18 protein-coding genes are annotated in these 25,249 nt (G+C 67.0%); 6 read left to right on the forward strand and 12 right to left on the reverse strand.

Annotated features, from left to right (window positions below; genetic code table 11):
• The 8 genes from H7J86_RS20130 to H7J86_RS20165 form a co-directional block, all read right to left on the reverse strand.
• The coding region (locus tag H7J86_RS20130) for a glycosyl hydrolase 53 family protein (protein WP_267293063.1) at positions 1–1,877 on the reverse strand (1,877 nt) is incomplete at its 3' end.
• Positions 1,878–3,033: 1,156 nt separating this feature from the next.
• Positions 3,034–3,525, reverse strand: coding sequence for a Dps family protein (locus H7J86_RS20135; RefSeq protein ID WP_187096034.1), 492 nt, complete (start codon positions 3,523–3,525; stop codon positions 3,034–3,036).
• A 47-nt stretch (positions 3,526–3,572) separates the two neighbouring features.
• Positions 3,573–5,318 carry a DUF2339 domain-containing protein gene (locus tag H7J86_RS20140; RefSeq protein ID WP_267293065.1) on the reverse strand — a complete coding sequence of 582 codons (1,746 nt, stop codon included), beginning with the start codon at positions 5,316–5,318 and terminating at the stop codon, positions 3,573–3,575.
• 44 nt (positions 5,319–5,362) lie between these two features.
• The gene (locus H7J86_RS20145; protein WP_235632669.1) at positions 5,363–6,055 is read right to left on the reverse strand and encodes a response regulator; all 693 of its coding nucleotides are present in this window, start codon (positions 6,053–6,055) and stop codon (positions 5,363–5,365) included.
• The gene (gene macS / locus H7J86_RS20150; RefSeq protein WP_267293067.1) at positions 6,016–7,146 is read right to left on the reverse strand and encodes a MacS family sensor histidine kinase; all 1,131 of its coding nucleotides are present in this window, start codon (positions 7,144–7,146) and stop codon (positions 6,016–6,018) included. Before macS ends, H7J86_RS20145 begins: the two co-directional genes overlap by 40 nt.
• 14 nt (positions 7,147–7,160) lie before the next feature.
• The gene (locus H7J86_RS20155) at positions 7,161–7,913 is read right to left on the reverse strand and encodes an amino acid ABC transporter ATP-binding protein (RefSeq protein WP_267293883.1); all 753 of its coding nucleotides are present in this window, start codon (positions 7,911–7,913) and stop codon (positions 7,161–7,163) included.
• A gap of 29 nt (positions 7,914–7,942) precedes the next feature.
• Positions 7,943–8,827 carry an amino acid ABC transporter permease gene (locus tag H7J86_RS20160; protein WP_235632691.1) on the reverse strand — a complete coding sequence of 295 codons (885 nt, stop codon included), beginning with the start codon at positions 8,825–8,827 and terminating at the stop codon, positions 7,943–7,945.
• A 32-nt stretch (positions 8,828–8,859) separates the two neighbouring features.
• Positions 8,860–9,762 carry an ABC transporter substrate-binding protein gene (locus H7J86_RS20165; protein ID WP_090353878.1) on the reverse strand — a complete coding sequence of 301 codons (903 nt, stop codon included), beginning with the start codon at positions 9,760–9,762 and terminating at the stop codon, positions 8,860–8,862.
• Between the two features lie 181 nt (positions 9,763–9,943).
• Between H7J86_RS20165 and H7J86_RS20170 the strand changes: the two genes are divergently transcribed.
• The 6 genes from H7J86_RS20170 (at position 9,944) to H7J86_RS20195 (ending at position 16,792) form a co-directional block, all read left to right on the forward strand.
• Positions 9,944–10,567 carry an HdeD family acid-resistance protein gene (locus tag H7J86_RS20170; RefSeq protein ID WP_372517323.1) on the forward strand — a complete coding sequence of 208 codons (624 nt, stop codon included), beginning with the start codon at positions 9,944–9,946 and terminating at the stop codon, positions 10,565–10,567.
• 104 nt (positions 10,568–10,671) lie between these two features.
• Entirely contained in the window at positions 10,672–12,120 is a 1,449-nt protein-coding gene (locus tag H7J86_RS20175; protein ID WP_267293069.1) for a cytochrome ubiquinol oxidase subunit I, read from the forward strand.
• Positions 12,121–12,130: 10 nt separating this feature from the next.
• Entirely contained in the window at positions 12,131–13,171 is a 1,041-nt protein-coding gene (cydB, locus tag H7J86_RS20180; RefSeq protein ID WP_267293071.1) for a cytochrome d ubiquinol oxidase subunit II, read from the forward strand.
• 20 nt (positions 13,172–13,191) lie between these two features.
• Positions 13,192–14,790 (forward strand): thiol reductant ABC exporter subunit CydD, encoded by a 1,599-nt coding sequence (cydD, locus tag H7J86_RS20185; RefSeq protein ID WP_267293885.1) that lies wholly within the window; start codon positions 13,192–13,194, stop codon positions 14,788–14,790.
• Positions 14,768–16,285: an ATP-binding cassette domain-containing protein gene (locus tag H7J86_RS20190; RefSeq protein WP_267293073.1), complete on the forward strand. Its 1,518-nt coding sequence runs from the start codon at positions 14,768–14,770 to the stop codon at positions 16,283–16,285. Before cydD ends, H7J86_RS20190 begins: the two co-directional genes overlap by 23 nt.
• Positions 16,286–16,300: 15 nt before the next feature.
• Positions 16,301–16,792 carry a DUF4190 domain-containing protein gene (locus H7J86_RS20195; protein ID WP_187096039.1) on the forward strand — a complete coding sequence of 164 codons (492 nt, stop codon included), beginning with the start codon at positions 16,301–16,303 and terminating at the stop codon, positions 16,790–16,792.
• Here the strand turns inward: H7J86_RS20195 and H7J86_RS20200 are convergent.
• From H7J86_RS20200 to gltB, 4 genes are read right to left on the reverse strand one after another with little or no spacing between them, the layout of a single operon-like run.
• Positions 16,789–17,652 carry an acyl-CoA thioesterase II gene (locus tag H7J86_RS20200; RefSeq protein WP_090353868.1) on the reverse strand — a complete coding sequence of 288 codons (864 nt, stop codon included), beginning with the start codon at positions 17,650–17,652 and terminating at the stop codon, positions 16,789–16,791. The genes H7J86_RS20195 and H7J86_RS20200 overlap by 4 nt on opposite strands.
• Positions 17,653–17,676: 24 nt before the next feature.
• Positions 17,677–19,098, reverse strand: a complete 1,422-nt coding sequence (pyk, locus tag H7J86_RS20205; protein WP_090353866.1) for a pyruvate kinase — start codon at positions 19,096–19,098, stop codon at positions 17,677–17,679.
• Between the two features lie 50 nt (positions 19,099–19,148).
• The gene (locus H7J86_RS20210) at positions 19,149–20,663 is read right to left on the reverse strand and encodes a glutamate synthase subunit beta (RefSeq protein ID WP_267293075.1); all 1,515 of its coding nucleotides are present in this window, start codon (positions 20,661–20,663) and stop codon (positions 19,149–19,151) included.
• On the reverse strand, positions 20,656–25,212 hold the full coding sequence (gene gltB, locus H7J86_RS20215) for a glutamate synthase large subunit (RefSeq protein ID WP_267293077.1): 4,557 nt from the start codon (positions 25,210–25,212) through the stop codon (positions 20,656–20,658). Before gltB ends, H7J86_RS20210 begins: the two co-directional genes overlap by 8 nt.
• Between the last annotated feature and the right edge of the window lie 37 nt (positions 25,213–25,249).

The raw sequence follows: 25,249 nt of genomic DNA on the forward strand, positions 1-25,249 counted from the left end.
GACTCCGAGGAATCCGACCCACCGGACGCCCCGGTGGTGGTCGTCGCCCGCGGCTTCGGCTTGGGCCAGCGGAGACCGGGGCGGGACTTGACACCCGTGGAGCCGGCCTCGGAACCGTCGGCTGCCGCAGCGGTATCGCTCTTGGCGACATGACGCGGGCCGAACCGCCACGTCTTACGCGGTCGATCGGCGCCGGACTTGGCGTCGGTCGATGACTTGACGTCGGTAGCCGTCTGGGTGGTGGTGGCGGACTGGTCGTCGGTGCCGGCCGTATCGGTCGACGCCGCCGGGGTGGTTGCCGGTTCGGTGGCGGCGACCGGTTCCGCTACGGTTGCCGGTTCGGTCACGGTGACGGGTTCGGCCACGGTGACCGGCTCCGTCACGACCGGCTCCGTCACGGTGACGGGTTCGGTCACGACCTCCGGCTGGGACCCCACCTCCGCCGCCGTAGTGGCGGAGGCTTTCACGGGCGCCTCGCCGGTCGCCGCCTCCACCGTCGCGGTCTTGGTGACCTCCGAGGTCCCCGCGTTCGTCACTGCCTCAGCCGTGGTCGCATCGACGGGTGCGGCCGCGACACTGAGCGCCGACACGGTCGCACCGGCTTTGGCAGCGGCGGTGGTCGGCGTCCTCGTGAGCGCCTTCTTCAGATTCGCGATCGCATTGGCGATCGAACTCGCCACGTTGAGGGCCATCTTCACCGGGGACATGACGACACCGGCGACGGCGTTGACGATCTGGTTGACCGCCGCGGCGACCTGCTGCGCGAGCGCACTGAGCGACCCCGTCACCGTGCCCGGCAGCGTCCCCGGGAAATCGATGACCGCCGACGGATTGGCGATCAACTGCTTGACGATCCCCGCCGCGTACTTGGCCACCCAGTTGTAGGTGAAGAGTCCGAAGTTGTACTCGGCGTTGGAACTGTTCGGGTAGGTGTCGTGGGCGGTGTACAGGAAGATCGGGCCGCCGCCGTCGAACGTCTGCCAGTAGTTGATCAGGTCCGCGATGAACTTGGCCTGCTTCAACTGCTCCGCTTCGGAACCACCCACGGTCGAATAGCCGTACTCGCTGATCCAGATCTTCAGGTCATCGTCGCCGTTGGCGGCCATCAGCGCGCGGATCGCCTTCACCTGCTGAACGGCAGACAATCCACCGGGCAGGGTGGCGTTGACACCGGAACTGAACGGCAAGCTCTGGCTGTAGGGATGAAACGACAACGCGTCGAAGAAGTCCTTGGCGCCCGCCGCGTACATGGCCGCCACGAAGCCCACCGGGTCAACCGACAGGCCGGGGACTCCCCACCCCGCTCCCACCACTCCACCGATGACCTTGATATCGGTGTTGACGGCCTTGATGGCGGTGTAGGCGGCCTTCAGGATGGCGGTATACGCCGCGGGATCCGACGGATTCCACTCGAGGGCACCATTGGGCTCATTCCAGATCTCATAGGACGAGATCGCACCGGCGAAAGCTCCCGTGGAGTAGCGATTGGCCACAACCGAGGTGAAATCCGCGAACTGCGAAGCGAATTGGGAGAGCGCCGCCGCCTGATCGGTACTGGGATGGGCACTGCCGATACCGCCACCCGCCCAGGACGGCGCATGACTGATAGACGCCAGGATGCCCATTCCGCGCTTCTGCGCCTCCGACACGATCATGTCGGTGACGGACCAGTTGTACTTGCCGTCCGCAGTCTCGACCGCGTTCCACGGAATGCCGATCCGGACGTCACTGGCGCCCACCGACTGCAGGGCGTCCAGCGCCTTGTTGATCAGGGACTGCCGTTCCGCCGTCGTGGTGGCATTGGCCACCTCGTAATAAAGGTAGGACTCGGCAATTCCGACCGTGGCAGCCTGCTCGTCAACGGCGGCTGTGTTCACGATGTCATAGGACGCATGCCGGATCGCTGGCAAGGACACTGGCGATGCGAATTGACCCGGCGATCCCGCTATTAACGCCGTTGCTGTCACCGCAATAGCGCAGCGCGTGGCGACCTTTTTGACCGGCTTATGCACCGCATGCCGGATCGCTGGCAAGGACACTGGCGATGCGAATTGACCCGGCGATCCCGCTATTAACGCCGTTGCTGTCACCGCAATAGCGCAGCGCGTGGCGACCTTTTTGACCGGCTTATGCAAAGAATTACTCATGGCTGACTCCTGTTCGAACGCAGTGTTATTCGTGAATTTGAATAACTTCGATATGCGCTCACGTTAGGCGCCGCCGAGCTGGCGATATACGGACTTTAGTCCTCGCCCGAAGGCAATAGGTCCTCGACTAGGACCAGCTGATACTTCGAGTTATTTACGCCCATGCTCAATCAAATCTGGCAAATATATTGAAGATTGTAGATCTCTAAATATCACCCCTCATCATTGCTATTTGGCAAATTTTCTATACGCTTCTCCAGATTAAGAGCAAATGCGGACGGCATTTGGATTGCAAGCACTTCCATTGCAGCACAGTACTTTCTGATCGGTTTCACTGATCGACCTCGCGGTTCAGGGACTGCGATAACGACCGACTATGCGGGTATGGCAAATATCACTTCACCCCGGTTCTCCCTGACTCACATGCGCTTGCGCGCAGCCTTGGACAACAATTATCTGTTGCATAGTTGGGCTCCCGACCCCGATTCGATCCGGTGCCGCAGCTAATATGTAGCTGACAAATGTTTCGCGTGTTGCACCTGAGGCTTGAGGTATGTCGCGGTTTCAGTTGCGCTCCGACATCCAGTGGGAGTTGATGCGGGATCCGCTTCCGGTACCTACGGGCAAGAAGGCAGGCTTTTCGAGATGCCACCAGATCGCATGGAGAGGATCATCTATTGCTACCGGCGTGGGCTGCAGTGGCGGGATGTGCCCGCAGTTTTGGGCCTGGCAAACGATCTGGACGTGACCCCGTCGGATAGGCGAAGAAGGCACCTGGGATAGATCGCCGCGCGCATCAGCACGCCACGACATCACCCGCCGCACGGAGGGCTGGGCCGCATTTCACCATCTGGCTCGTCGATCTAGCGGACACGTTCTACCTTGCTCACACCTTGCGATTCTCCGACTTGATGAGCCAGGCCAGTTTCTCCAGGCCGTCGATCAGCTGATGCAGGATGTCCGCGGTGGTCGGATCCTCGTCGTCCACGGCGTCGTGCACATCGCGCAGCGTCTGCACTGCGGCATAGATACGTGTGGCGATCAGGTCCACCACCTCTGCCGTGCCGCGCTCGTAAGGAGGGAACTCCGGCAGCGTGGTGGTGGCGGCCACGGTGTCGGAACGGCCGTCCGCGACCGCATCGAGTGCCCGCAAGCGCTCGGCGACGGTATCGCTGCCCGCACGTGCGAAGTCGACAAGCTCGTCCAATTGCAGATGGAGATCCCGGAAGTTCGTGCCGACGACGTTCCAGTGCGCCTGCTTGCCCTGCAGATGCAGTTCGATCATGTCGACCAGGACCTGCTGTAGGTGGGCGCTCAGCGCTGCGGAAGCCTGGAATCCCTTGACATCGGTTTCGGTGCGGCGAGTTGACGTGGTCATGCACATTGCAACCCGGCATTTTCTGGAATGATTCCAGAAAATGCCGATCAGTTCCGGTGCTGCTGGCTCAACAGTCGGGCATAGCCGGCACCCATACCCAGTAACACCAGGCCGACCACGATGAACACGGCCACCCGGAACATGCCGTCGAGCGTGCCCAGGTCGAACACGAAGAGCTTGGCCACGGCGGCGGCGACCAGCGCCATCCCCGCACCGATGGGTAGTGACCGGTCCTCACGGGCCCGCCGGGCCGCGTAGCCGAACAGCGCTGCCGCCAGGGCGATCCAGCAGATGGTCGCAGCCATCTGCCCGGCCAGGAAGCCCCCTTCGGGGCCCGCGATCAGAACGCCGGCCGTCACGGTGAACACGGTGACGGTATAGACCAGGATGGCTGCCGCTCCGGCCAGCAGCAGTCGCGCGCGGTCACCGTCGAGGCGCGACCGGGTCGCCCAGCACTGCGCACCCGCGTAGCCGCCCAGCAGCACGCTGGAGATCAGCACCGACACCGCGTCCGGTGCCGTGAGCACCGTTGCCGACGTCAAGGTGGCCGGTCCGGCCATCGACAGGAGATATAGCCCCCCGAAACCACCGAACAGCACCGCGGACCACTGCGCGGCGACGCTGTGCCGGCCCGCCACCGCGGCGAGTATCGCCATGGCCAGCAGCAGCGGCCCGGCCACCGGCGCGGCGAAACCCACGCCGACGGCCACCAGTGCAGAGACGGCCGATAACGCGGTCCACACCTGGCGCACCGGCGCCGTCACTCCGGGGATGCGGTGCCCTGACAGCACGAGCGCCAGCACCGCAGCCGACAACGCGGCGGCCATCAGGGCCGCGACCACCTCGTGCACCGTCGCCCCGACCGCCAGCACCGGAAGCGCCCCCGCGGCCGCCAGCAGCGCCACCGGCCCACGATGGGTGCTGTGCGGCAGCACCACCAACGCCGATCCCAAGGCGAGGATCGCCGCGAGCGCGCACGCCCCGGCCAGCCACGCATCGCGGCCCGAGCCGAACGCCACGCCCATCAGCGCGAGCATCACCGGCGCGCTGCCGGCCGCCGTGCGCGCCGCGAAGGTCCACACCCAGTCCCGGCCGATCTGCACCGGCAGGGTCGCCGCCGACAGCGCAAGCATGAAACCGACCAGCAGCAGCGTGACACCACCCGCCACGATCGGCGCAAGCACGATCAATGGCACCAACACCAGCAGCGCCAGCTGTTCGGTGTCCCAACGCCGCGCCAGCAGCAACCCGCCGCCGCCCACCATTGCCGAGACCGCCAGCCCGGCCGGCGCGGGCAGCCAGTCGTACATGGTCGTGACCGCAAGAACATCGATGTAGGCAGCAGCGATTCCGGTGGCGGCCAGCGCGATGGCGCCCACCGCCCCACCGGGGCGCGACCGCTGCCACAAGGCACACGCCACCAGGGCGGCCGCCAGCGCCACGCCACCGGCCACCCGCACGGGCGGGGCGAGCAGGCCGGCCTGGGCGGCGAGCACCACCAGCAGCACCACTCCGATCAACGTCACCGCGACCCCGGCCGCGGCGAGCGCCTTGCCGATCCAATTCGTCGGCTCCCGAGGCACCGGCGCCGGCTGCGGCTGCGGCTGCGGCTGCGGCTGTGGCTGTGGCTGTGGCTGTGGCGGGTAGGGCCAATACACCGGCGCGGGCACGGCGGGTTGACCGTTGAGCCGGACGCCGAGGTCGTACAGCTCGGCGGAGGCACGGGTCAACTGGCCGGCGATGGCGGCGAACTCGGCCGACAGCCGGACGAGAGCCTGCTGGGGTTCGGTCATACCCGCCATCGTGACGCGGGTGCGGACCCAGCGGATGAGTAGGACTACTCGACTTCGGGTTCGCGATCCAGGCCGTGTTCGATCGCATAGCGGGCCAGCTCGACCCGGTTGGCCACCTGCAACTTGCGGAAGGTGGCCTGCACGTGGTTCTCCACGGTGCGGTGGCTGAGCGACAGACGCTCGCCGATCTGCTTGGCGGTCAACCCCTTTGCCACGTACCGCAGGATCTCGGTCTCCCGGTCGGTGAGGCTGGGGCCGGCCGGTCCGGGGTGTGGGTTCTGCGCGATTCGCCGGTACTCCCCCAACACCAACCCGGCCAAGCCCGGTGTGAACACCGCCCGGCCCTGCGCGGTGGCGCGGACCGCGTCACCCAGCTCCGCCTTGGAGGCGCTCTTGACCAGATAGCCGGTGGCGCCGGCCTTCACCGCCTCCAGCACGTCGTCGCGCTCATCTGAGGCGGACAGCACCAAGACCCGTGATGCCGGCGAGACAGCCAGCACCTCGAGGGTGGCCTGCGCACCGGTGCCGTCGGACAGTCGCATGTCCATCACCACCACATCGGGCTTGACCGCCCCGGCCCGCCGCCGCGCCGACCCGACGCCATCCGCGGTGGCCACCACCTCGAACCCGGCCTCGGCCAGATCGCGTGCCACCGCGTCTCGCCAAATGGGGTGGTCGTCGACCACCATGATGCTCGTCATCGCGTTGTCGATTCCCGTGGCACCGTCAGTTCCCATTCCGTCCCACCACCCTCCGACGTCGTCAGGACGGCGTCGCCGCCCAACGCCTGCATCCGCCCCCGAATGGATTTCGACACCCCGACCCGCCCTTCGTTCTCGGCCTCGGCCAGCCGGCCGGCCGGGATACCGGGGCCGTCATCGCGGATGCTCACGACCACCGATCCACCGAGATCCTCCAGGAGCACATAAGCCTTCGCGCCCGGGCCAGCGTGCCGCTCGACGTTGGTCAGCACATTGACGGTGGCGGCCAGCACCTCGTCGGCCACCCGGGCGTCGAGGTATACCGCGGCAGCGGGCAAGCTCACCGCGACGCGGTCGGATGCATATCCGCGCAATAGCGCACCGAGATCGGTCACCGATATGCCCCCGTCCTGCGCGGTATCGGCGACGCTGACCAACCGCCGCAGCGCCCGCTCCTGCTCACCGGCCACCTCGGCCAGTTGCGCTGCCTCACCGCCGATCTCGCGACCCCGCCGGGACACCAGGGCAAGCACCTGCATGACGCCGTCGTGCACCTGCCGGGACAGGCGTTCGCGTTCGGCCAGCGCCGCGGCCAGGCGGGTGGCCCGCTCCAGTTCGGCGTGCGCGCGCCGGGCTGTGCTGGCCGCCATGCCGACGGCCAGCCCCACCGCCAGCTCGATGAGGATGGTCGGGGTGCGCACCAGATCGACGGCAATGGTGCCCTTCAGCGCCGCCGCGGTGCCCATCACGATCAGACCCGTGACCATGCCCGGCACCGGCCCGGCCAGAATCGCCGACGAGACAACGGCATTGGTGGCCCACAACGTGGTCGGCCAGGCTTGGTTGGCCGACGTCCACTGTGCGGAGGCGACGACCGGCGTGGAGGCCATCAGCACCACGACCACCGCCACCTCGGCGAGCACCCAGACGCGGTTGCGGCCGAACCCGCGCAGATACGCCACCGCGCACGCCACGCTCCACACCGTCAGCACACCGAACAGCACCATGCCCAGCACCGGACGATCCAGCTCGGAGTTCTTCGACACGAAGAACACGCCCGCGTAGACCCAGCTGAACAGCCTGAACACCTGCGCGGCCCGCCACAGCGGGGCCGCCGGGTCGGACATGCTCCGCACCGCGGCTACATCACCTTGGACAGAAAGGCTTTCGTGCGTTCGTGCTGAGGGTTGGTCAGCACGTCACGTGGAGCACCGCTTTCCACCACGACACCGCCGTCCATGAACACCACCTTATCGGCGACCTCACGGGCGAAACCCATCTCATGGGTGACGACGACCATGGTCATGCCCTCGCTGGCGAGGTTCTTCATCACCCCGAGCACCTCCCCGACCAATTCGGGATCCAGCGCGGACGTGGGTTCGTCGAACAACATCAACTTGGGGCTCATCGCCAGCGCCCGCGCGATCGCCACCCGCTGCTGCTGACCGCCGGACAACTGGGCCGGGTAAGCATCGGCCTTCTCACCGAGCCCGACCTGCGCAAGCAGATCCTTGCCCCGCGCCAACGCGGCGTCGCGCTTCATACCCTTGACGTGGACGGGCGCCTCGATGATGTTCTCCAGCGCCGTCCGGTGCGGGAAGAGATTGAAATGCTGGAACACCATGCCGATCTCGCGACGCTGCTTGGCCGCGTCCTTCGGGCTCATCTCCAGCAGCTTGCTGCCCCGCTCGCGATACCCGACGAGTTCGCCGTCGACATACAGCCGTCCCGCGTTGACCTGTTCCAAGTGGTTGATGCAGCGCAGGAAGGTCGACTTGCCCGAACCGGATGGCCCGACCAACACCAGCACCTCACCCCTGCCGATCTCCAGGGTGATGCCCTTCAACACCTGCAGGGCGCCGAAGCTCTTGCAGACCTGTTCGGCCTTGACCATGGGCTGCGCGGGAGCCGAGTTTTCCACTGTCACATTCCACCTGTCCCGGCTTGTGCTTTGGCCAGTGCCTCAAGCTGTTTGGTGGTCAGCTTGCGCGAGGCGCCCCGGGAGAAGTACCGCTCCAGGTAGTACTGACCGACCATCAGCACGCTGGTGACCGCCAGATACCAGGTCGCGGCGACCATCAGCATCGGCACGGGTTCGAAGATCCGGCCACCGATATCGCGCACCGCGATGCCGTACAGGTCATACGAATACGGCACGGCCGTCACCAGCGAGGTGGTCTTGAGCATACTGATGATCTCGTTGCCGGTCGGCGGGATGATCACCCGCATCGCCTGCGGTAACACCGTGCGGCGCATGGTCATACCCCAGGACATGCCCAGTGCCGTCGAGGCTTCGGACTGGCCCTCCGGCACCGAGGAGATGCCGGCACGGATGATCTCGGCCATGTACGCGCCCTCGTTGAGACCGAGGCCGATGACCGCGAGCAGGAACGGAATCGAGAGCGACTGCAGGTTGAACGTGAAGAACGTCGGGCCGAACGGGATACCCAGCTGGAGATTCTTGTAGATGGTCGGGAACAGGCCCCAGAACACCAGCTGCACGTACACCGGGGTACCGCGGAAGATCCAGAGAAACACCCAGGACACCCACCGGAACACCGGATTGGGCGAGAGCCGCATCACCGCCAGGATGATGCCGAGCAGGATCGCCAGCACCATCGAATAGATGGTGAGCTGCAAGGTGTTCCATGCACCCTCGAGCAATCGCTGGTCGAACAGGTACTTGCGGTACACCGACCAGCGGTAGGCGTCGTTGGTGGCCGCGCCGTAGAGGAACAGCGCGGTCAACGCAACGATCACCGCGGCCCCCACCCACCGCCACGGGTGGCGCAGGGGCACCGCGTGTATTACCGGTGGAGCCTCCGGAGCATCGGTAGTGGTCAGCTGATCGCTCCGTTGATCACCGGTTTGTCGATCATGCCCGGCTCGACACCCCAGTTGGCGGCGATCTGCTTGTAGGTGCCGTTGTCGATCAGATGCTGCAGCGCCTGCACCAGGGACTGCGCCAGCGGCGAGCCCTTCTTCACCGGCCAGCCGTAGGGCGCGGATTCAAAGGTCTCCCCGGCGGTCACCAGCTTGCCGTTGCTCTGCTTGATGGCGTACAGCGTGACCGGGGAGTCCGCCGACATGGCGTCGGCCTGGCCGAGCACCACCGCGTTGGTCGCGGCATCCTGGCTGTCGAACTTGAGGATGTCGATGGCCGGTTTGCCGGCATCGGTGCACGCCTTGCTCTTGGCGGGCAGTTCGTCGGTCTCCTCGGTGGTGGTGGCCTGCACCGCCACCTTCTTACCGCAGGCGTTGTTCGGGTCGATCGAGCCGCCCTTCGGCTGGGCCCACTGGATACCGGCCGAGAAGTAGGTGACGAAATCGACCGCCTGCTCCCGCTCCTTGGTATCGGTGAACGACGACATCCCGATGTTGAAGGTGTCACCCTGCACCGCGGGGATGATCTTGGCGAAATCGGACTCGCGGAACTCCGCCTGCAGCCCCAGCGTGGCCGCGATCGCGTTGACCAGGTCGACGTCGAATCCGACGATCTTGCCGGTCTCATCCTTGAACTCGTTGGGGGCGTACGGAATGTTCACGCCCACCACAAGCTTGCCGGACGACTTGATCGCCTCGGGAACGGTGTTGGCGATGGATTCGACCTTCTCCGCCGACGCGGCCTTGGTCGTGGAGGACGGTGCGGCGGAGTCCTCGTTCTTGGCGCAACCCGACAGGGCCAGCGCACCCGTGGCGACGAATACCGCCGCGACGCGCCACACCCTGGTCCGGCGACTCATACATCCAACTGACACGTTTCCTCTTTCCTCGTCGGTGGTCATCCACCTGCGTCGACTTCCGACATCTTTGTGCCCCAAGGCGAAGACGTTAACCACAGTGGCCCCAGCTCGCAGCGCCGGTAACCGAAGGTTAACGATCTTCTGATCATGGTGTGCCGTAATCGTCCAGCGGTGTTTGACGCTGTGGGAGACTGCGCCTATGACAACCGTCGCTCCCCCAAGCCTGCTGCCACACCTGTGGAAATCCACCCTGGTCTCGGGCGTTCTCGCGGTGGCACTCGGCGCCGCAGTGCTCGCCTGGCCGAAGATCTCGATCGTCGTCGCAGCCAGCTTCTTCGGCGCCTATCTGCTGATCACCGGTATCGCGCAGGTGATCTTCGCGTTCAGCCTGCACGTGTCGGCCGGCGGCAGGGTACTGCTGTTCATCAGCGGCGCGGCATCGGTGATCCTGGCCGTGTTGTCTTTCCGCCACCTTTACGACGCCGTGCTGCTGCTGGCGATCTGGATCGGCATCGGGTTCGTGTTCCGGGGTGTGGCCACCGCGGTATCGGCGATCAGCGACCCCACTCTGCCCGGCCGGGGCTGGAACATCTTCGTCGGCGTCATCAGCCTGATCGCCGGCATCGTCGTGCTGGCCTCACCGTTCGATTCGATCGCCACGCTGGCCCTGGTGACCGGCATCTGGCTGGTGGTCATCGGTCTGATGGAGGTCGTCACCGCCTTCGGCATCCGGTCGACCTCCAAGAAACTGACCGAGGCGCTGGGCGGAGGTCTGAGCCAGGAACCGGCTCAGACGTCGTCATGAGTTGTCTGCACCACGTTTTCTACGCATGCGGACCATCAGCTACTACAGTGTGTCGTAGTTCTACAGAGCCGTAGAGAGACCCGCAGCCCGGGGAGTTGGTGCACATGGACGCGCTGGACGTGTCGCGATGGCAGTTCGGGATCACCACCGTCTACCACTTCATCTTCGTCCCGCTCACGATCGGGCTTGCCCCGCTCATCGCGGTGATGCAGACGGTGTGGGTCATCACCGGCAACACCGCGTGGTACCGGCTCACCAGGTTCTTCGGGAAGCTCTTCCTGATCAACTTCGCCCTGGGCGTGGCCACCGGCATCGTCCAGGAGTTCCAATTCGGGATGAACTGGAGCGAATACTCCCGATTCGTCGGCGACGTGTTCGGGGCGCCGCTGGCCATGGAGGGCCTGGTCGCCTTCTTCTTCGAATCGACCTTCCTCGGGCTGTGGATCTTCGGTTGGACCAGGCTGCCCCGCCTGGTGCACCTGGCCTGTATCTGGATCGTCGCCATCGCCGTGAACGCCTCGGCGTTCTTCATCATCGCGGCCAACTCGTTCATGCAGCACCCCGTCGGCGCGCACTACAACCCCGAGACCGGCCGCGCCGAATTGACCAGCATCAGCGCCCTGTTCACCAACAACACGGCGTGGGCGGCGTTCCCGCACGCCGTCGCCGGCGCGTTCCTGGTGGCCGGAACCTTCGTGGCCGGGGTGTGCGCATGGTGGATGGTGCGCACACCCGACTCGGATGAAGCACGCACGATGTACCGCCCGGCGACCATCGTGGGCTGTCTGATCGCCTTCATCTCCGCGGCGGGCCTGTTCTTCACCGGTGACGCCCAGGGCAAGCTGATGTTCCAACAACAGCCGATGAAGATGGCGTCGGCGGAATCGTTGTGCCACACCGAAGTCGACCCGAAGTTCTCCGTCCTCACCGTCGGCACGCACAACAACTGCGACAGCGTCACTCACCTCATCGAGGTGCCCTATGTGCTGCCGTTCCTGGCCGAAGGCAAGTTCACCGGCGTCAAGCTGGACGGCGTCAAGGATCTTCAGGACAGCTACCAGGAGAAGTTCGGTCCCGGTGACTACCGGCCGAACCTGTTCGTCACCTACTGGTCTTTCCGCGCGATGATCGGATTCATGGCGGTGCCGATGCTCTTCGCACTCACCGCGCTGTGGCTCACCAGGGGCGGACGAATACCGCGGCAACGCTGGTTCGCGTGGTTCGCACTGCTCACCCTGCCCACCCCGTTCCTGGCCAACAGCGCCGGCTGGGTGTTCACCGAGATGGGCCGGCAGCCCTGGGTGGTGGCACCCAACCCCACCGGCGACCAACTGGTGCGGCTCACCGTGCAACAAGGGGTGTCCCACAACTCCGCGGCCATGGTCTGGCTGTCGCTGATCCTGTTCACCGCGCTCTACGCGGCGCTCGCGGTGATCTGGTTCTTCCTGATCCGGCGTTACGTCGTCGAAGGACCACTCGAGCACGACAGCGAACCCGTCCCACCCACACCACCCGGCGAGGACGATGTCGCGCCGCTGTCGTTCGCCTACTAGGAGGTGCACCATGGACCTGCAGACGTTCTGGTTCATCATCCTGGCCGTGCTGTTCATCGGCTTCCTGGTGCTGGAAGGTTTCGACTTCGGCGTCGGGATGCTGATGGCGGTGTTCGGGCGAGTTTCATCAGGTGACCCCGAGAAGCACCGCCGCGCAGTCCTCAACACCATCGGCCCCGTCTGGGACGGCAACGAGGTATGGCTGATCACCGCGGGCGGTGCGATGTTCGCGGCCTTCCCCGGTATGTACGCCACCATGTTCTCCGGCCTGTACCTGCCACTGCTGGCCATCCTGCTGTCGATGATCATGCGCATCTGCGCCATCGAATGGCGCGGGAAGATCAACGACCCGAATTGGCGGCGGTGGGCCGACATCGGCATCGCCGTCGGATCATGGGTGCCCGCGCTGCTCTGGGGTGTCGCCTTCGCCATCCTGCTGCGGGGCCTGCCGGTGGATGCCGACCATCAGATCCACCTCTCGGTCGGCGACGTCCTGAACCCGTACACCCTGCTCGGCGGGCTGGCGACCTGCGGCCTGTTCCTGTTCCACGGGGCGGTGTTCCTGGCGCTGAAAACCGAAGGCGCCGTGCGTGATGACGCGACCAAGTTCACCATCCGGCTTGCTCTGCCCGTGACGGTCATCGTCGCCGGCTTCGGCCTGTGGACTCAGCTGGCGTACGGCAAGGACTGGACCTGGCTGGTGCTCGGTGTCGCCGTGGTGGCCCAGCTGGGCGCGGTGATGCTGGTGTGGAGCCGCGGTGGGGACGGCTGGGCCTTCACGGCCACGGCTACGGTGATCGCCTCGGTGGTGGTGCTGATATTCGGCTGCCTGTACCCGAATCTCATTCCCTCCACCCTGGATCCGGCGTGGAGCCTGACCATCCACAACGCCTCGTCGACGCCCTACACCCTGACCATCATGAGCTGGGCCGCGGTGTTGGTCACGCCCCTGGTCATCGCTTACCAGGCCTGGACCTATTGGGTGTTCCGGCAGCGCATCTCGGCCGACCGCATCCCCGACCCCGCGGGACTGTCACCGCGCCTGCCGTGACACTGCGATCCTCCCCCGCCATGCGGCGCTACCTCGTCGCGTCCGCGGCATGCGGGGTGCTGATCGGCGGTGCCACCGTGGCGTCGGCTTGGGTGCTCGCCCACCTGGTGGCCGGGGTGATCACCGACCCGGCGTCGCGCACCGTCGCGCATTGGTCGGGGCAACTACTGATCCTGGCCGGGCTGTGGGCCATCCGCACCACCGGATCATGGCTACAGGCCCGGCTCAGCCAGCGGGCCGCGACGGCGGTGATCGGCGAACTCAGCGCCGAGGTGTTGCGCTCGGTGACCGCCCGAGCCCCGCACGAGCTGACCTCGGTCCGCGACGAGGCCGCGGTGATCCTCACCCGAGGGCTGGATGGGTTGCGCCCGTACTTCACCGGGTATCTGCCCGCGGCGGTCCTGGCCGGGATCCTCACGCCGCTCACGGTGATCGTGATCGCCGTCGCCGATCTGCAGGCCGCCGTCATCGTCGCGATCGCACTACCACTCATCCCACTGTTCATGATCCTCATCGGCCGGCTCACCGCGGATCGCTCGGCGGCCGCACTGGCGGCGATGACGACGCTGCAGTCCCGGCTACTCGACCTGGTCGCCGGGATCCCCACCCTGCGGGCCCTGGGCCGGGCCGGCGGGCCGACCCATCGGATCGCCGAACTGGCTGCCGCGCATCGCCGTTCGGCGATGGCCACGCTGCGAATCGCCTTCCTGTCGGCCGCCGTGCTGGAACTGCTCGCGACCCTGGGCGTCGCACTGGTCGCCGTCAGCGTCGGGTTGCGGCTGGTGTTCGGTGAGGTGACGCTGGCCGCCGGGCTGACCGCACTGCTGCTGGCCCCCGAGGTGTTCTGGCCGTTGCGCCGAGTGGGTGTCCAGTTCCACGCCGCGCAGGACGGTAGGACCGCCGCCGACGCGGCGCTGCGCCTGCAGGTTGCCGCTCCCGTCCGCACCCCCGGGCACCTCACCCCGCACGCCGGCACCATCCGGCTGGACGAGCTGACCGTCGTCAGGCGCGACGGTCCGGCACCGGACCGGCTGAGCGCCACCGCATTTCCGGGTGAAGTGACCGTGCTCACCGGGCCCAACGGCAGCGGCAAGTCCACCACCTTCGAGGTGATCTTGGGTCTGTCCCCGGCCTCGTCGGGCCGGGTGCTCATCGGCGACACCGATATCGCCGACGCCGATCTGCCGACGTGGTGGCCGCAGGTCTGTTGGCTGCCACAGCGACCGGTCCTGCTGCCCGGCACGGTGCGGAGCAACCTGGAACTGTTCGGGCCGCTGGCCGATATCGACAAGGCCTGCCGCGCGGCGGGTTTCGACGATGTGCTCGCCGCCCTGCCCGACGGCCTGGACACGGTGATCGGGCGCGGCGGGGTGGGGTTGTCGCTGGGCCAGCGGCAGCGGCTGGGCCTGGCGCGCGCGCTGGGGTCGACCGCACCCGTGCTACTGCTCGACGAACCGACCGCGCACCTGGACGCCGGAACCGAAAGCCGGGTACTAGAGGCGATAACGGAGCGCGCCCGAGAGGGCGCCACCGTGCTGGTGATCGCCCATCGGACACCGGTGCTGGCCGTGGCCGACCGGGTGGTCACCGTGGGAGGTGCCCTCAGTGTCCCCTCGTGAGGTGCTGAGCCTGCTGCGGCCACGATTGCCGCGGCTGGCCCTGGCCGTGCTGTTCGGCACCCTCGCCCTGGGCAGCGCACTGGCCCTGGCGACGGTGTCGGCCTGGCTGATCACCCGGGCCTGGCAGATGCCGCCGGTGCTGGACCTCAGCGTCGCGGTGGTCGCCGTGCGCGCACTGGGCATTTCGCGGGGCGTGTTCAGCTATTGCGAACGGCTGGCCATCCACGACGTCGCACTGCGCTCGGCCGGCCACGCCCGGGCCGGACTGTACCGCCGGCTGACCCAATTGCCACAGGACACCGCCCTGCGATTGCACAGCGGCGAATTGGTGGCGCGCCTGGGCAGCTCGGTCGACGAACTCGCCGATGTGCTGGTGCGGGCGGTGCTGCCGATCTGCGTCGCGGTACTGCTGTCGGCAGCCGGGATCACGATCATCGGACTGATCTCGCCCGCTGCCGCAGCGGTGCTGGCCGGCTGCTTGCTGGTGGCCGGGGTGCTGGCGCCGTGGCTGGCGGCCCGCGCGTCGAACGCCGCCGAACAGCTCGCCGCCGACCAGCACAGCGCCCGCGACACCGCCGCCGTCCTCGCCCTGGAACACGCCGCCGAATTGCGAGTGTGCGGCCGGCTCCCCGAGGTGATCGCCGAATCCGAGCGGCGGCAACGGGATTGGGGTCACGAACTGGACCGCTCGGCGGCGCCCGCCGCGCTGGCCGCCGCCGCGACCACCGCCGCCATCGGCGCGGCGGTCCTGGCCGCGGCCTTCATCGGCATCACCCTGGCCCCCGTCACCGCACCGACCACACTGGCCATCCTCATGCTGGTGCCGTTGTCGGCGTTCGAGGCGACCACCGCACTTCCGGCCGCAGCCGTGGCCTTGGTGCGCGCCCGGCTGGCCGCCGGCCGGATCGGCGATATCGTCGCGCCGGTTCCCGATGGCCGGCAGCGGCCCGCTACCCCGGAGGTGGCGCTGGAACCGGGCGGCCGGCTGGCCGTGATGGGACCGAGCGGATGCGGAAAAACCACCATGCTCATGAGAATTGCCGACGAATATCCCGAGAGTCCCCTGACTGCAGCATTTTTCGCCGAAGACGCGCACCTGTTCGACACCACCGTGCGGGACAACCTGCTGGTGGCCCGCGGGGATGCGACCGACGGGGAACTGCTGGCGGCACTGGACAGGGTGGGACTTCGGGAGTGGCTCGACCGGCTGCCCGACGGGCTGAGCACCATCCTGACCGGCGGTGCGGCGGCCGTCTCCGCCGGACAGCGCCGGCGCCTGCTGCTGGCCCGCGCGTTGATCTCCGACTTCCCCGTCGTGCTGCTCGATGAGCCGACCGAGCACCTGGACGAGGCCGACAGCGACCGGTTGCTGCGCGGATTGCTCACCCCCGGTGAACTGTTCGCCCGCGAGCGCACCGTCGTCGTCGCCACGCACCACCTGCCCGCGGACATCGGCGCTCCGACGGTGAAGTTACGCGGCACACCGGATCAGTGAGTACCCTCACCATCCATGAGCTCCTATGGGCCGTACGGCGGACAGTACGGCGAGCAGTATCCGGGTCAGGGCCCCTATCCCCCGCCTCCCCCGCAGCCCTACGCCGGCTACAGCCCACCACCGATCGGTCCGCGTAACGGACTCGGTATCGCCGCACTGATCCTGGCCGTCGTGGGACTGCTGTTCTCCTGGACCATCGCCGGTGGCATCATCCTCGGGCTGGTCGCCCTGATCATCGGGTTCGCGGCACGGGGCCGCGTCAAACGCGGCGAGGCCACCAACGGCGGACTGGCGCTCTCCGGAATCGTGCTGGGCGCCTTGGCGATCGTGCTCGGGCTGGTGTTCATCCCGGTCTGGATCGGCTTCTTCTCCCAGCTGGGCGTCGGTGACTACGTGGACTGCATGCAGAAGGCCGGCAACGACCGGGCCGCCCAGTTGCAGTGCGAGAACAACATGCGCGACAAGATCGAGACGGACTACGGAGTGACGATCACGCCCACGCCCTAACGAGGCGGGAAGTACTTGATGATGCCCTCCTGCATCACCGTCGCCACGATCTGACCGTCGCCGCGGAAGAAGTGACCGTTGCTCAGGCCGCGCGAGTCGGCCGCCACCGGCGACGACGTGGCGTACAGCATCCACTCGTCGAACCGCACCGGCTGGTGGAACCACACCGTGTGGTTCATCGTCACCGCGAAGATCCGATCGAAACCCCAGGACAGGCCGTGCCGGGTGATGATCGGGTCCAGCACCGTGGTGTCCGACGAATACACCAGCGCCGCGGCATGCAGCACCGGATCGTCGGGCATCGGGCCGTCAGCGGTCAGCCAGACCCGGTTGTGCTCCAACCGCTCGCCCTTGTCGCGCATCACCCACGCCGGGTCGTTCGTGTACCGCCACTGGATGGGTTTCAGCGCAGCGACGAACAGCGGCACCGTCTCCTCGTAACCGATCAGCAAGTCGTCGATGGTGGGCAGGGTCGCCGGATGCGGCACGTCGGGCAGCGCAACGTTGTGCTCGAGTCCGCGGCCACCGGCCAGATGTGACACCAGGGCGGTGCCCAGCAGCACCCCGTCCTGGGTGACATCCACGCGGCGATTGGCGAACCGCCGTTCGTCGCGCAACCGAACCACTTGGAATTCCAGATCTTTGGCCGGATCGCCGCCCGCGATGAAGTGCATCGACAACGTGGTCGGCGGTAGGTGTTCGGGCACCGTGCGGCTGGCCGCGACGAACGCCTGCGCCATCATCTGGCCGCCGAACGTGCGAACGGGGTTCAGGCTCGGATGCGTTCCGGTGAACGCATCCTCGCCCACCCGGGTGAGGTCAAGGACCGTCAGCAGTTCCTGAAGGTGCTCTGCCGACAAAAGTCCCCCCGGTTTCTCTACACCCTAAGCGTGGTCGTCCTCGCCGATCCGGTGCACATGGATCAGGTTGGTCGAGCCTACTGTGCCCGGCGGGGCACCTGCGACGATGACCACCAGGTCACCGCGCTTGTAGCGGCCCAGCCCCAGTAGGGACTCGTCGACCTGCTTGATCATGTCGTCGGTGGTCTGCATGTGCGGGACGATGAAGGTCTCGGTGCCCCAGGTCAGGGCGAGCTGGCTGCGCACCTCCGGCAGCGGGGTGAACGCCAGCAGCGGCAGCGGGGTGTGCAGCCGGGCCAGCCGGCGCACGGTGTCACCGGACTGGGTGAAGGCGACCAGCGCCTTGGCGTCGAGGCGTTCGCCGATATCGCGTGCGGCGTAGGAGATGACGCCCCGCTTGGTACGCGGCGTGTGGGTGAGCTGCGGCACCGCCGTGGAGTTGTCCTCGACCGCAGCCACGATGCGGGCCATGGTGCGCACCGTTTCCAGCGGGTATTTGCCCACCGAGGTCTCACCCGAGAGCATGACGGCGTCCGCACCGTCCAGCACGGCGTTGGCGACATCGGACGCCTCCGCGCGGGTGGGTCGCGAGTGGTCGATCATCGACTCCAGCATCTGGGTCGCGACGATGACGGGCTTGGCGTTCTCGCGGGCCATCTGGATGGCGCGCTTCTGTACCAGCGGCACCTCTTCCAGCGGGAGCTCGACACCCAGGTCGCCGCGGGCCACCATGATCGCGTCGAAGGCCAGCACGATGGCCTCCAGGTTGTCGACGGCCTCCGGCTTCTCCAGCTTGGCGATGACGGGGACGCGGCGCCCGACCCGGTCCATCACCTCGTGCACCAGCTCGATATCGGCCGGGGACCGCACGAAGGACAGCGCGATCAGGTCGACGCCGAGGTTGAGCGCGAACTCCAGATCGGCGATGTCCTTCTCGGACAGCGCGGGCACCGAGACGTTCATCCCGGGCAGGGAGAGGCCCTTGTTGTTGCTGACGCGGCCACCCTCGGTGACGGTGCAGACCACGTCGTTGCCGTCGACATGCTCGACCACGAGTCCGACGTTGCCGTCGTCGACCAGCAGCCGGTCGCCGGGAGAGGCGTCATTGGCCAGCTGCTTGTACGTGGTGGACACCCGGTCATGGGTGCCCATGAAGTCGTCGACGGTGATCCGGATGGTCTCACCGGCCTGCCACAGCGTGGCACCGGTGGCGAACCGACCCAGCCGGATCTTGGGTCCCTGCAGGTCGGCGAGGATGCCGACCGCGTGCCCGGTGGCATCCGAGGCCGCCCGGACGCGCCGGTAGCTCTCCTCGTGGTCGGCGTGACTGCCGTGGCTGAAGTTGAGTCGCGCCACGTCCATTCCGGCTTCGACCAGGGCTTTTAGCATCTCGTCGGTGCCGGTCGCCGGGCCGAGGGTACAGACGATCTTTCCGCGTCTATTCACGTCACGTGAGCATAGTCATGATCGATTCAGATGACCATTCAGACGGAGTCTCACACGACGGCCAGGGGCAGGGTTCCGGGTCGCACCGGCGCGGGCAGATCCGACTCCCCCATCAGGAACGCGTCGACCGCATGCGCGGCGCTGCGGCCCTCGGCGATGGCCCACACGATCAGCGAGGCCCCGCGGTGGGCGTCTCCGCAGACGAACACCCCAGGCGCGTCGGTCTGCCAGTCCGAACCGCACGACACCGTGCCACGTCTGGTCAGCGACAGGTCCAGGCCGTCCAGCAGGGCCATGTGTTCGACACCCTCGAATCCGATCGCCAGCAGCGCCAGATCGCACGGGATCTCCATCGGCTCGCCGACCGGTGTGATGATCCGGCGGCCATTCTCGTCGCGTTCGACCTTGACCTCGGCGATCTCCATGGCGCGCAGATTGCCGGTGGTGCCGTCGGCCCCGTCACCGATGAAGCGCTGCACGGCGACCTCGAACCGCCGCGCCCCGCCCTCGGCGTGCGCGGGCGAGGTCCGCAGCACCAGTGGCCAGGTCGGCCACGGGCTCACGGATTCGTCACGGAGTTCCGGTGGTTCCGGGTTGTAGTCGAGTTGGGTCACCGAGATCGCGCCCTGCCGATGGGCGGTGCCCAGGCAGTCCGCACCGGTGTCCCCGCCGCCGATGATCACCACATGCTTACCCGCCGCGGACAGACCCGAGGCGCCGTCGCCCTCGCACTCCTTGTTGGCCGGCACCAGGTGTTCCATCGCGAGGTGCACCCCGTCCAGATGACGGCCCTCGACCTGGTTGTCGCGCGCGCGCAACGCACCCACCGCCAGCACCACGGCGTCGTACTCCGCGCGCAGGCGGTCCACCGTCAGGTCGACACCCACCTCGCAGTCGGTGACGAAACGCGTTCCCTCGGCCCGCATCTGGGTCAGACGCTGGTTGAGCGTCGACTTCTCGAGTTTGTACTCCGGGATGCCATAGCGCATGAGTCCGCCGATCCGGTCATCGCGTTCGTACACGGTGACGTGATGGCCTGCCCGGGTGAGCTGTTGCGCCGCAGCGAGACCGGCAGGTCCCGACCCGACGACCGCGACGCTCTTACCGGTCGAGATGGCCGAGGGCTGCGGCTCCACGGTGCCGGCCAGCCAGGCCTGGTCGACGATCGTCTGCTCGATCCGCTTGATGGTGACGCTGCCACCGGTCTGCTCGTCGGAGATGGACAGCACGCACGCCGCCTCACAGGGCGCCGGACACAACCGCCCGGTGAACTCCGGGAAGTTGTTGGTGGCGTGCAGCCGATCACTGGCGGCATCCCACCTGCCACGGCGCACCAGGTCGTTCCATTCCGGGATGAGATTGCCCAGCGGGCATCCCGCGGTGCCGGAGTGGCAGAACGGGATACCGCAATCCATGCAGCGCCGCGCCTGCTGGGACACCTCGGCGGCCCGCTTGCGTGGTTCCTGCGACTCATAGACTTCGCGCCAGTCGCCGACGCGCTCGTCGACGGAGCGTTTGGCCGCTTCGCGTTTGGTGACTTTCAGGAATCCGGTGGGATCAGCCACGGCTAGCCTCCATGATCGCGGTATCCACGTCGCGCCCTTCGGCTTTCGCCATCCGGGTGGCCTGCAGGACACGCTGGTAGTCGGTCGGCATGACCTTGGTGAACTCGGCGCTGCGCCGGGGCCAGTCCGAGAGCAGTGACCGCGCCACCGTGCTGTCGGTGAACTGGGCATGCCGGGCGACCACCTCGTGCAACCAGGTCAGGTCCTCGGGTTCGAGATGCTGCAATTCGACCATTTCGGGGTTCACCTTCGCCGGATCCAGACCCAGGACGAACGCGATCCCGCCGGACATCCCGGCCGCCATGTTGCGGCCGGTGTCACCGAGCACCACCACGCGGCCGCCGGTCATGTATTCGCAGGCGTGATCACCCACGCCCTCCACGACCGCCAGCGCACCGGAGTTGCGGGCGCAGAACCGCTCCCCTGCCCGTCCACGCAGGAACACCTCACCCGAGGTGGCGCCGAACACCAGCGTGTTGCCGGCGATCACGTTGTCCTCGGGCAGGAACAGCACGTCATCCGGTGGCCGGACGATCACCCGTCCACCGGAAAGGCCTTTGCCCACATAGTCGTTGGCATCACCGACGAGTTCGAGGGTGACCCCGGGCGGCAGGAACGCACCGATCGACTGCCCCGCCGACCCCGTGAGAGTGACATGGATGGTGTCATCGGGCAGACCAGTGGCACCGTAGCGCCGCGTCACCTCGGCGCCGAGCAGTGTGCCCACGGTGCGGTTGACGTTGCGCACCGGCAGTTCCAGCCGGACCGGGTGGGCGTCCTCCAAGGCCCCCTCGGCGAGCTGGATCAGCGTCTGATCGAGCGCCTGATCCAGACCGTGATCCTGATCCCGCAGCCGTCGGCGCTGGGGCAGCTTGGCTCCGTGCGCATCGGTCGGCTGCACGAAGATCGGACTCAGATCCAGACCGCGGCTCTTCCAGTGCGCCACACCCTGCGCGGTGTCGAGCATCTCCACCCGGCCGATCGCCTCGTCGAGGCTGCGGAACCCGAGCTCGGCGAGATAGATACGGATGTCCTGGGCGATGAACCGGAAGAAGTTCTCCACGAACTCCGGCTTGCCGTTGAACCGGGCCCGTAGTTCAGGGTTCTGGGTGGCCACGCCCACCGGACAGGTGTCGAGGTGACAGACGCGCATCATGATGCAGCCCGCGACGACCAGGGGCGCGGTCGCGAAACCGTACTCCTCGGCCCCGAGCAGCGCCGCGACCATGACATCGCGGGCAGTGCGCATCCCACCGTCGCACTGCACGGTGATGCGATCACGTAAACCGTTGAGCACCAACGTCTGCTGGGTGTCGGCCAAGCCGATCTCCCAGGGCGCGCCGGCGTGCTTGAGGCTGGTCAGTGGCGCCGCACCGGTGCCGCCATCATAACCGGAGATCAGCACCACATCGGCATGCGCCTTGGACACCCCGGCGGCGACGGTGCCGACACCGACCGAGCTGACCAGCTTGACGTGGATGCGGGCCTGGTCGTTGGCGTTCTTCAGGTCATGGATGAGCTGCGCCAGATCCTCGATCGAGTAGATGTCGTGGTGCGGCGGTGGCGAGATGAGACCCACTCCCGGTGTGGAATGCCGGGTCTTGGCGACATTGGGATACACCTTGTAGCCCGGAAGCTGGCCGCCTTCACCGGGTTTGGCGCCCTGGGCCATCTTGATCTGGATGTCGGTGGCGTTCACCAGGTAATCGCTGGTGACCCCGAACCGGCCCGAGGCCACCTGTTTGACCGCACTGCGCCGCTTCGGGTCGTACAGCCGGTCGACATCCTCGCCGCCCTCACCGGAGTTGGACCGGCCACCGATGTTGTTCATCGCGATGGCCATGGTCTCGTGCGCCTCCGCCGAGATCGACCCGTAGCTCATCGCCCCGGTGTTGAACCGGGACACGATCGAGTCGACGGGTTCGACCTCCTCCAGCGCCACCGGCGGCCGCACGCCCTTCTTGAACTCGAACAGCCCGCGCAGCGCGCCACCCTCGCGGTTGAGCCGGTTCACTTCCTCCGAGTACTGGGCGAAGACGTCGCTGCGGCCGGTACGGGTCGAATGCTGCAGCAGGAAAACCACTTCCGGCGTGAAGAGGTGAAGTTCGCCGTCCCGGCGGAACTGGTACTCACCGCCCACCGACAACCGCCGGTGGGCCCGCTCGGTGGGGTTCTCCGGGTAGGCACGACGGTGCCGGAATCGGACCTCTTCGGCGAGCACGTCCAGCCCGACACCGCCGAGTTGCATCGGCGTCCCGGTGAAGTACTCATCGATGACCTCACGGTCGATGCCGATGGCCTCGAAAGCCTGCGCGCCGGTGTACGACGCCACCGTCGAGATGCCCATCTTGCTCATCACCTTCATGACGCCCTTGCCGAGCGCCTTGAGGTAGTTGCGCACCGCGGTGGCCGGCTCGATACCGGTCAGTTCACCCTCGCGGATCAGGTCCTCGATGGATTCGAAGGCCAGGTACGGGTTGACCGCGGCGGCACCGAAACCGATGAGCATGGCGATGTGGTGCACCTCGCGGGCGTCACCGCTTTCCACCACCAGCCCGACCCCGGTGCGTTCCTTGGTGCGGACCAGGTGGTGATGCACCGCCGAGACCGCCAACAGCGACGGGATGGGCGCCCTGGTGTGGTCGGAGTCGCGGTCCGAGATCACCAGTGTGCGAGCACCTTTCGCGATCGCTTCGCAGGCGCGGGCGCGCAGGTCCTCCAACGCCTCGGCCAGGCCCTCGCCACCACGTTCGACGTCGTAGAGGGCGCGCAGCACCGCGGTCCGCAGGCCCGGATGTTCACCGTCGTCGTTGATGTGCACGATCTTGTTGAGCTCGTCGTTGTCGAGCACCGGCCAGCCCAGCATGATCTGGCGCACCGAGGCCGCGCTCGGCTCCAGCAGGTTCTCTTCCGGACCCATCACCCGTCCCATGGACGTGACGACCGCCTCCCGAATGGCATCCAGCGGCGGGTTGGTGACCTGCGCGAACAGTTCCACGAAGTAGTCGTAGAGCAGCCGGGACCGCTGTGAGAGCACCGCGGTCGGGGTATCGGTGCCCATCGAGCCGAGCGGTTCGCCGCCGGAGGCGGCCATCGGGGTGAGCAGGATGCGCAACTCTTCCTCGGTGTATCCGAAGGACACCTGGCGGCGCACCACGGACTCGTGATTCGGTTGCACCCGAGCGCGATCCGGCAGGGTGCTCAGATCGAGCAGGCCGGAATGCAACCACTCGCCGTACGCCTCGGCCGAGGCCATCTGATCCTTGATCTCGTCATCGGACACGATGCGGCCGGCCGCCGTGTCGATCAGGAACATCTTGCCGGGCTCGAGACGTCCCTTGGCCACCACTTCGCCGCTGGGGATGTCGAGCACACCGCTCTCGCTGGCCAGGATGATGCGGTCGTCCATGGTGCGCCACCAGCGCCCTGGCCGTAATCCGTTGCGATCCAGTACCGCACCGACGACGGTGCCGTCGGTGAACGTGACACAGGCCGGACCATCCCATGGCTCCATCAGCGACGCGTGGAACTGCCAGAAGGCCCGGCGCTGCGGGCTCATCGTGGTGTTGTTCTCCCACGCCTCGGGGATCATCATCAGCACCGCGTGCGGCAGGCTGCGCCCGCCCAGGTGCAGCAGCTCGAGCACCTGGTCGAATGACGCGGAGTCTGAACCGTCACGGGAGCAGATGGGCGAAAGCCGGCTCAGGTCACCGGGAATGAGGGCGCTGGCGAGTTTGGCCTCGCGGGCGTGCATGCGGTTCCGGTTGCCGCGGACGGTGTTGATCTCGCCGTTGTGGGCGACGAATCGGAATGGGTGCGCCAGGGGCCAGGACGGGAACGTGTTGGTGGAGAAGCGGCTGTGCACGATGGCGATGGCACTGGTACACCGTTCGTCGCGCAGGTCCGGAAAGAACTGCGGCAGCTGCATGGTGGTGAGCATGCCCTTGTAGGCCATGGTGCGGCTGGACAGCGACGGGAAGTAGACATCCCCCGCCTCGGCGCGCTTGCGCAGCGGGTAGACCCGCCGGTCCAGGTCCAGGCCGCCGAGCCGGGTGCCGGCACGCTCGGGTGCCGCGACGAACAGCTGCGACATGTACGGCATACAGCTGACCGCCGTGGTGCCGACATCGGCACCGGCCGGATCGACCGGAACCTCGCGCCAGCCGAGCACTTCCAGGCCTTCCTCGGCGGCGAGGGTCTCGATTCGGTCGCGGGCGGCCGTGCGCTCGACCGGATCCTGCGGCAGGAAGCAGATGCCCGCGGCGAAGGTGTTCTCACCGTTCGCGTTCGGTGCGGGTAGCGCGAAATCGACGACCGCGCCGAGCAGTTCCACCGGCAGCTGCAGCAGGATGCCGGCACCGTCACCGCTGTTGGGCTCGGCACCGGCCGCGCCGCGGTGTTCGAGATGTTCCAAAGCTGTCAGGCCGTCGGAGACGATGCCGTGGGTACGACGTCCGCGAATGTCGGCGATCATGGCGACGCCACACGAATCGGACTCGTTGTCCGGGTCGTAGAGACCCTGTGCTTTGGGAAGTGCCGAGAACAGCAACTGACTACCTCGCAGTCTTCGAGATGGTGTCGAGGGA

It is taken from the genome of Mycobacterium hackensackense (assembly GCF_025822555.1).
In the GTDB taxonomy this organism is placed as follows: domain Bacteria; phylum Actinomycetota; class Actinomycetes; order Mycobacteriales; family Mycobacteriaceae; genus Mycobacterium; species Mycobacterium fluoranthenivorans.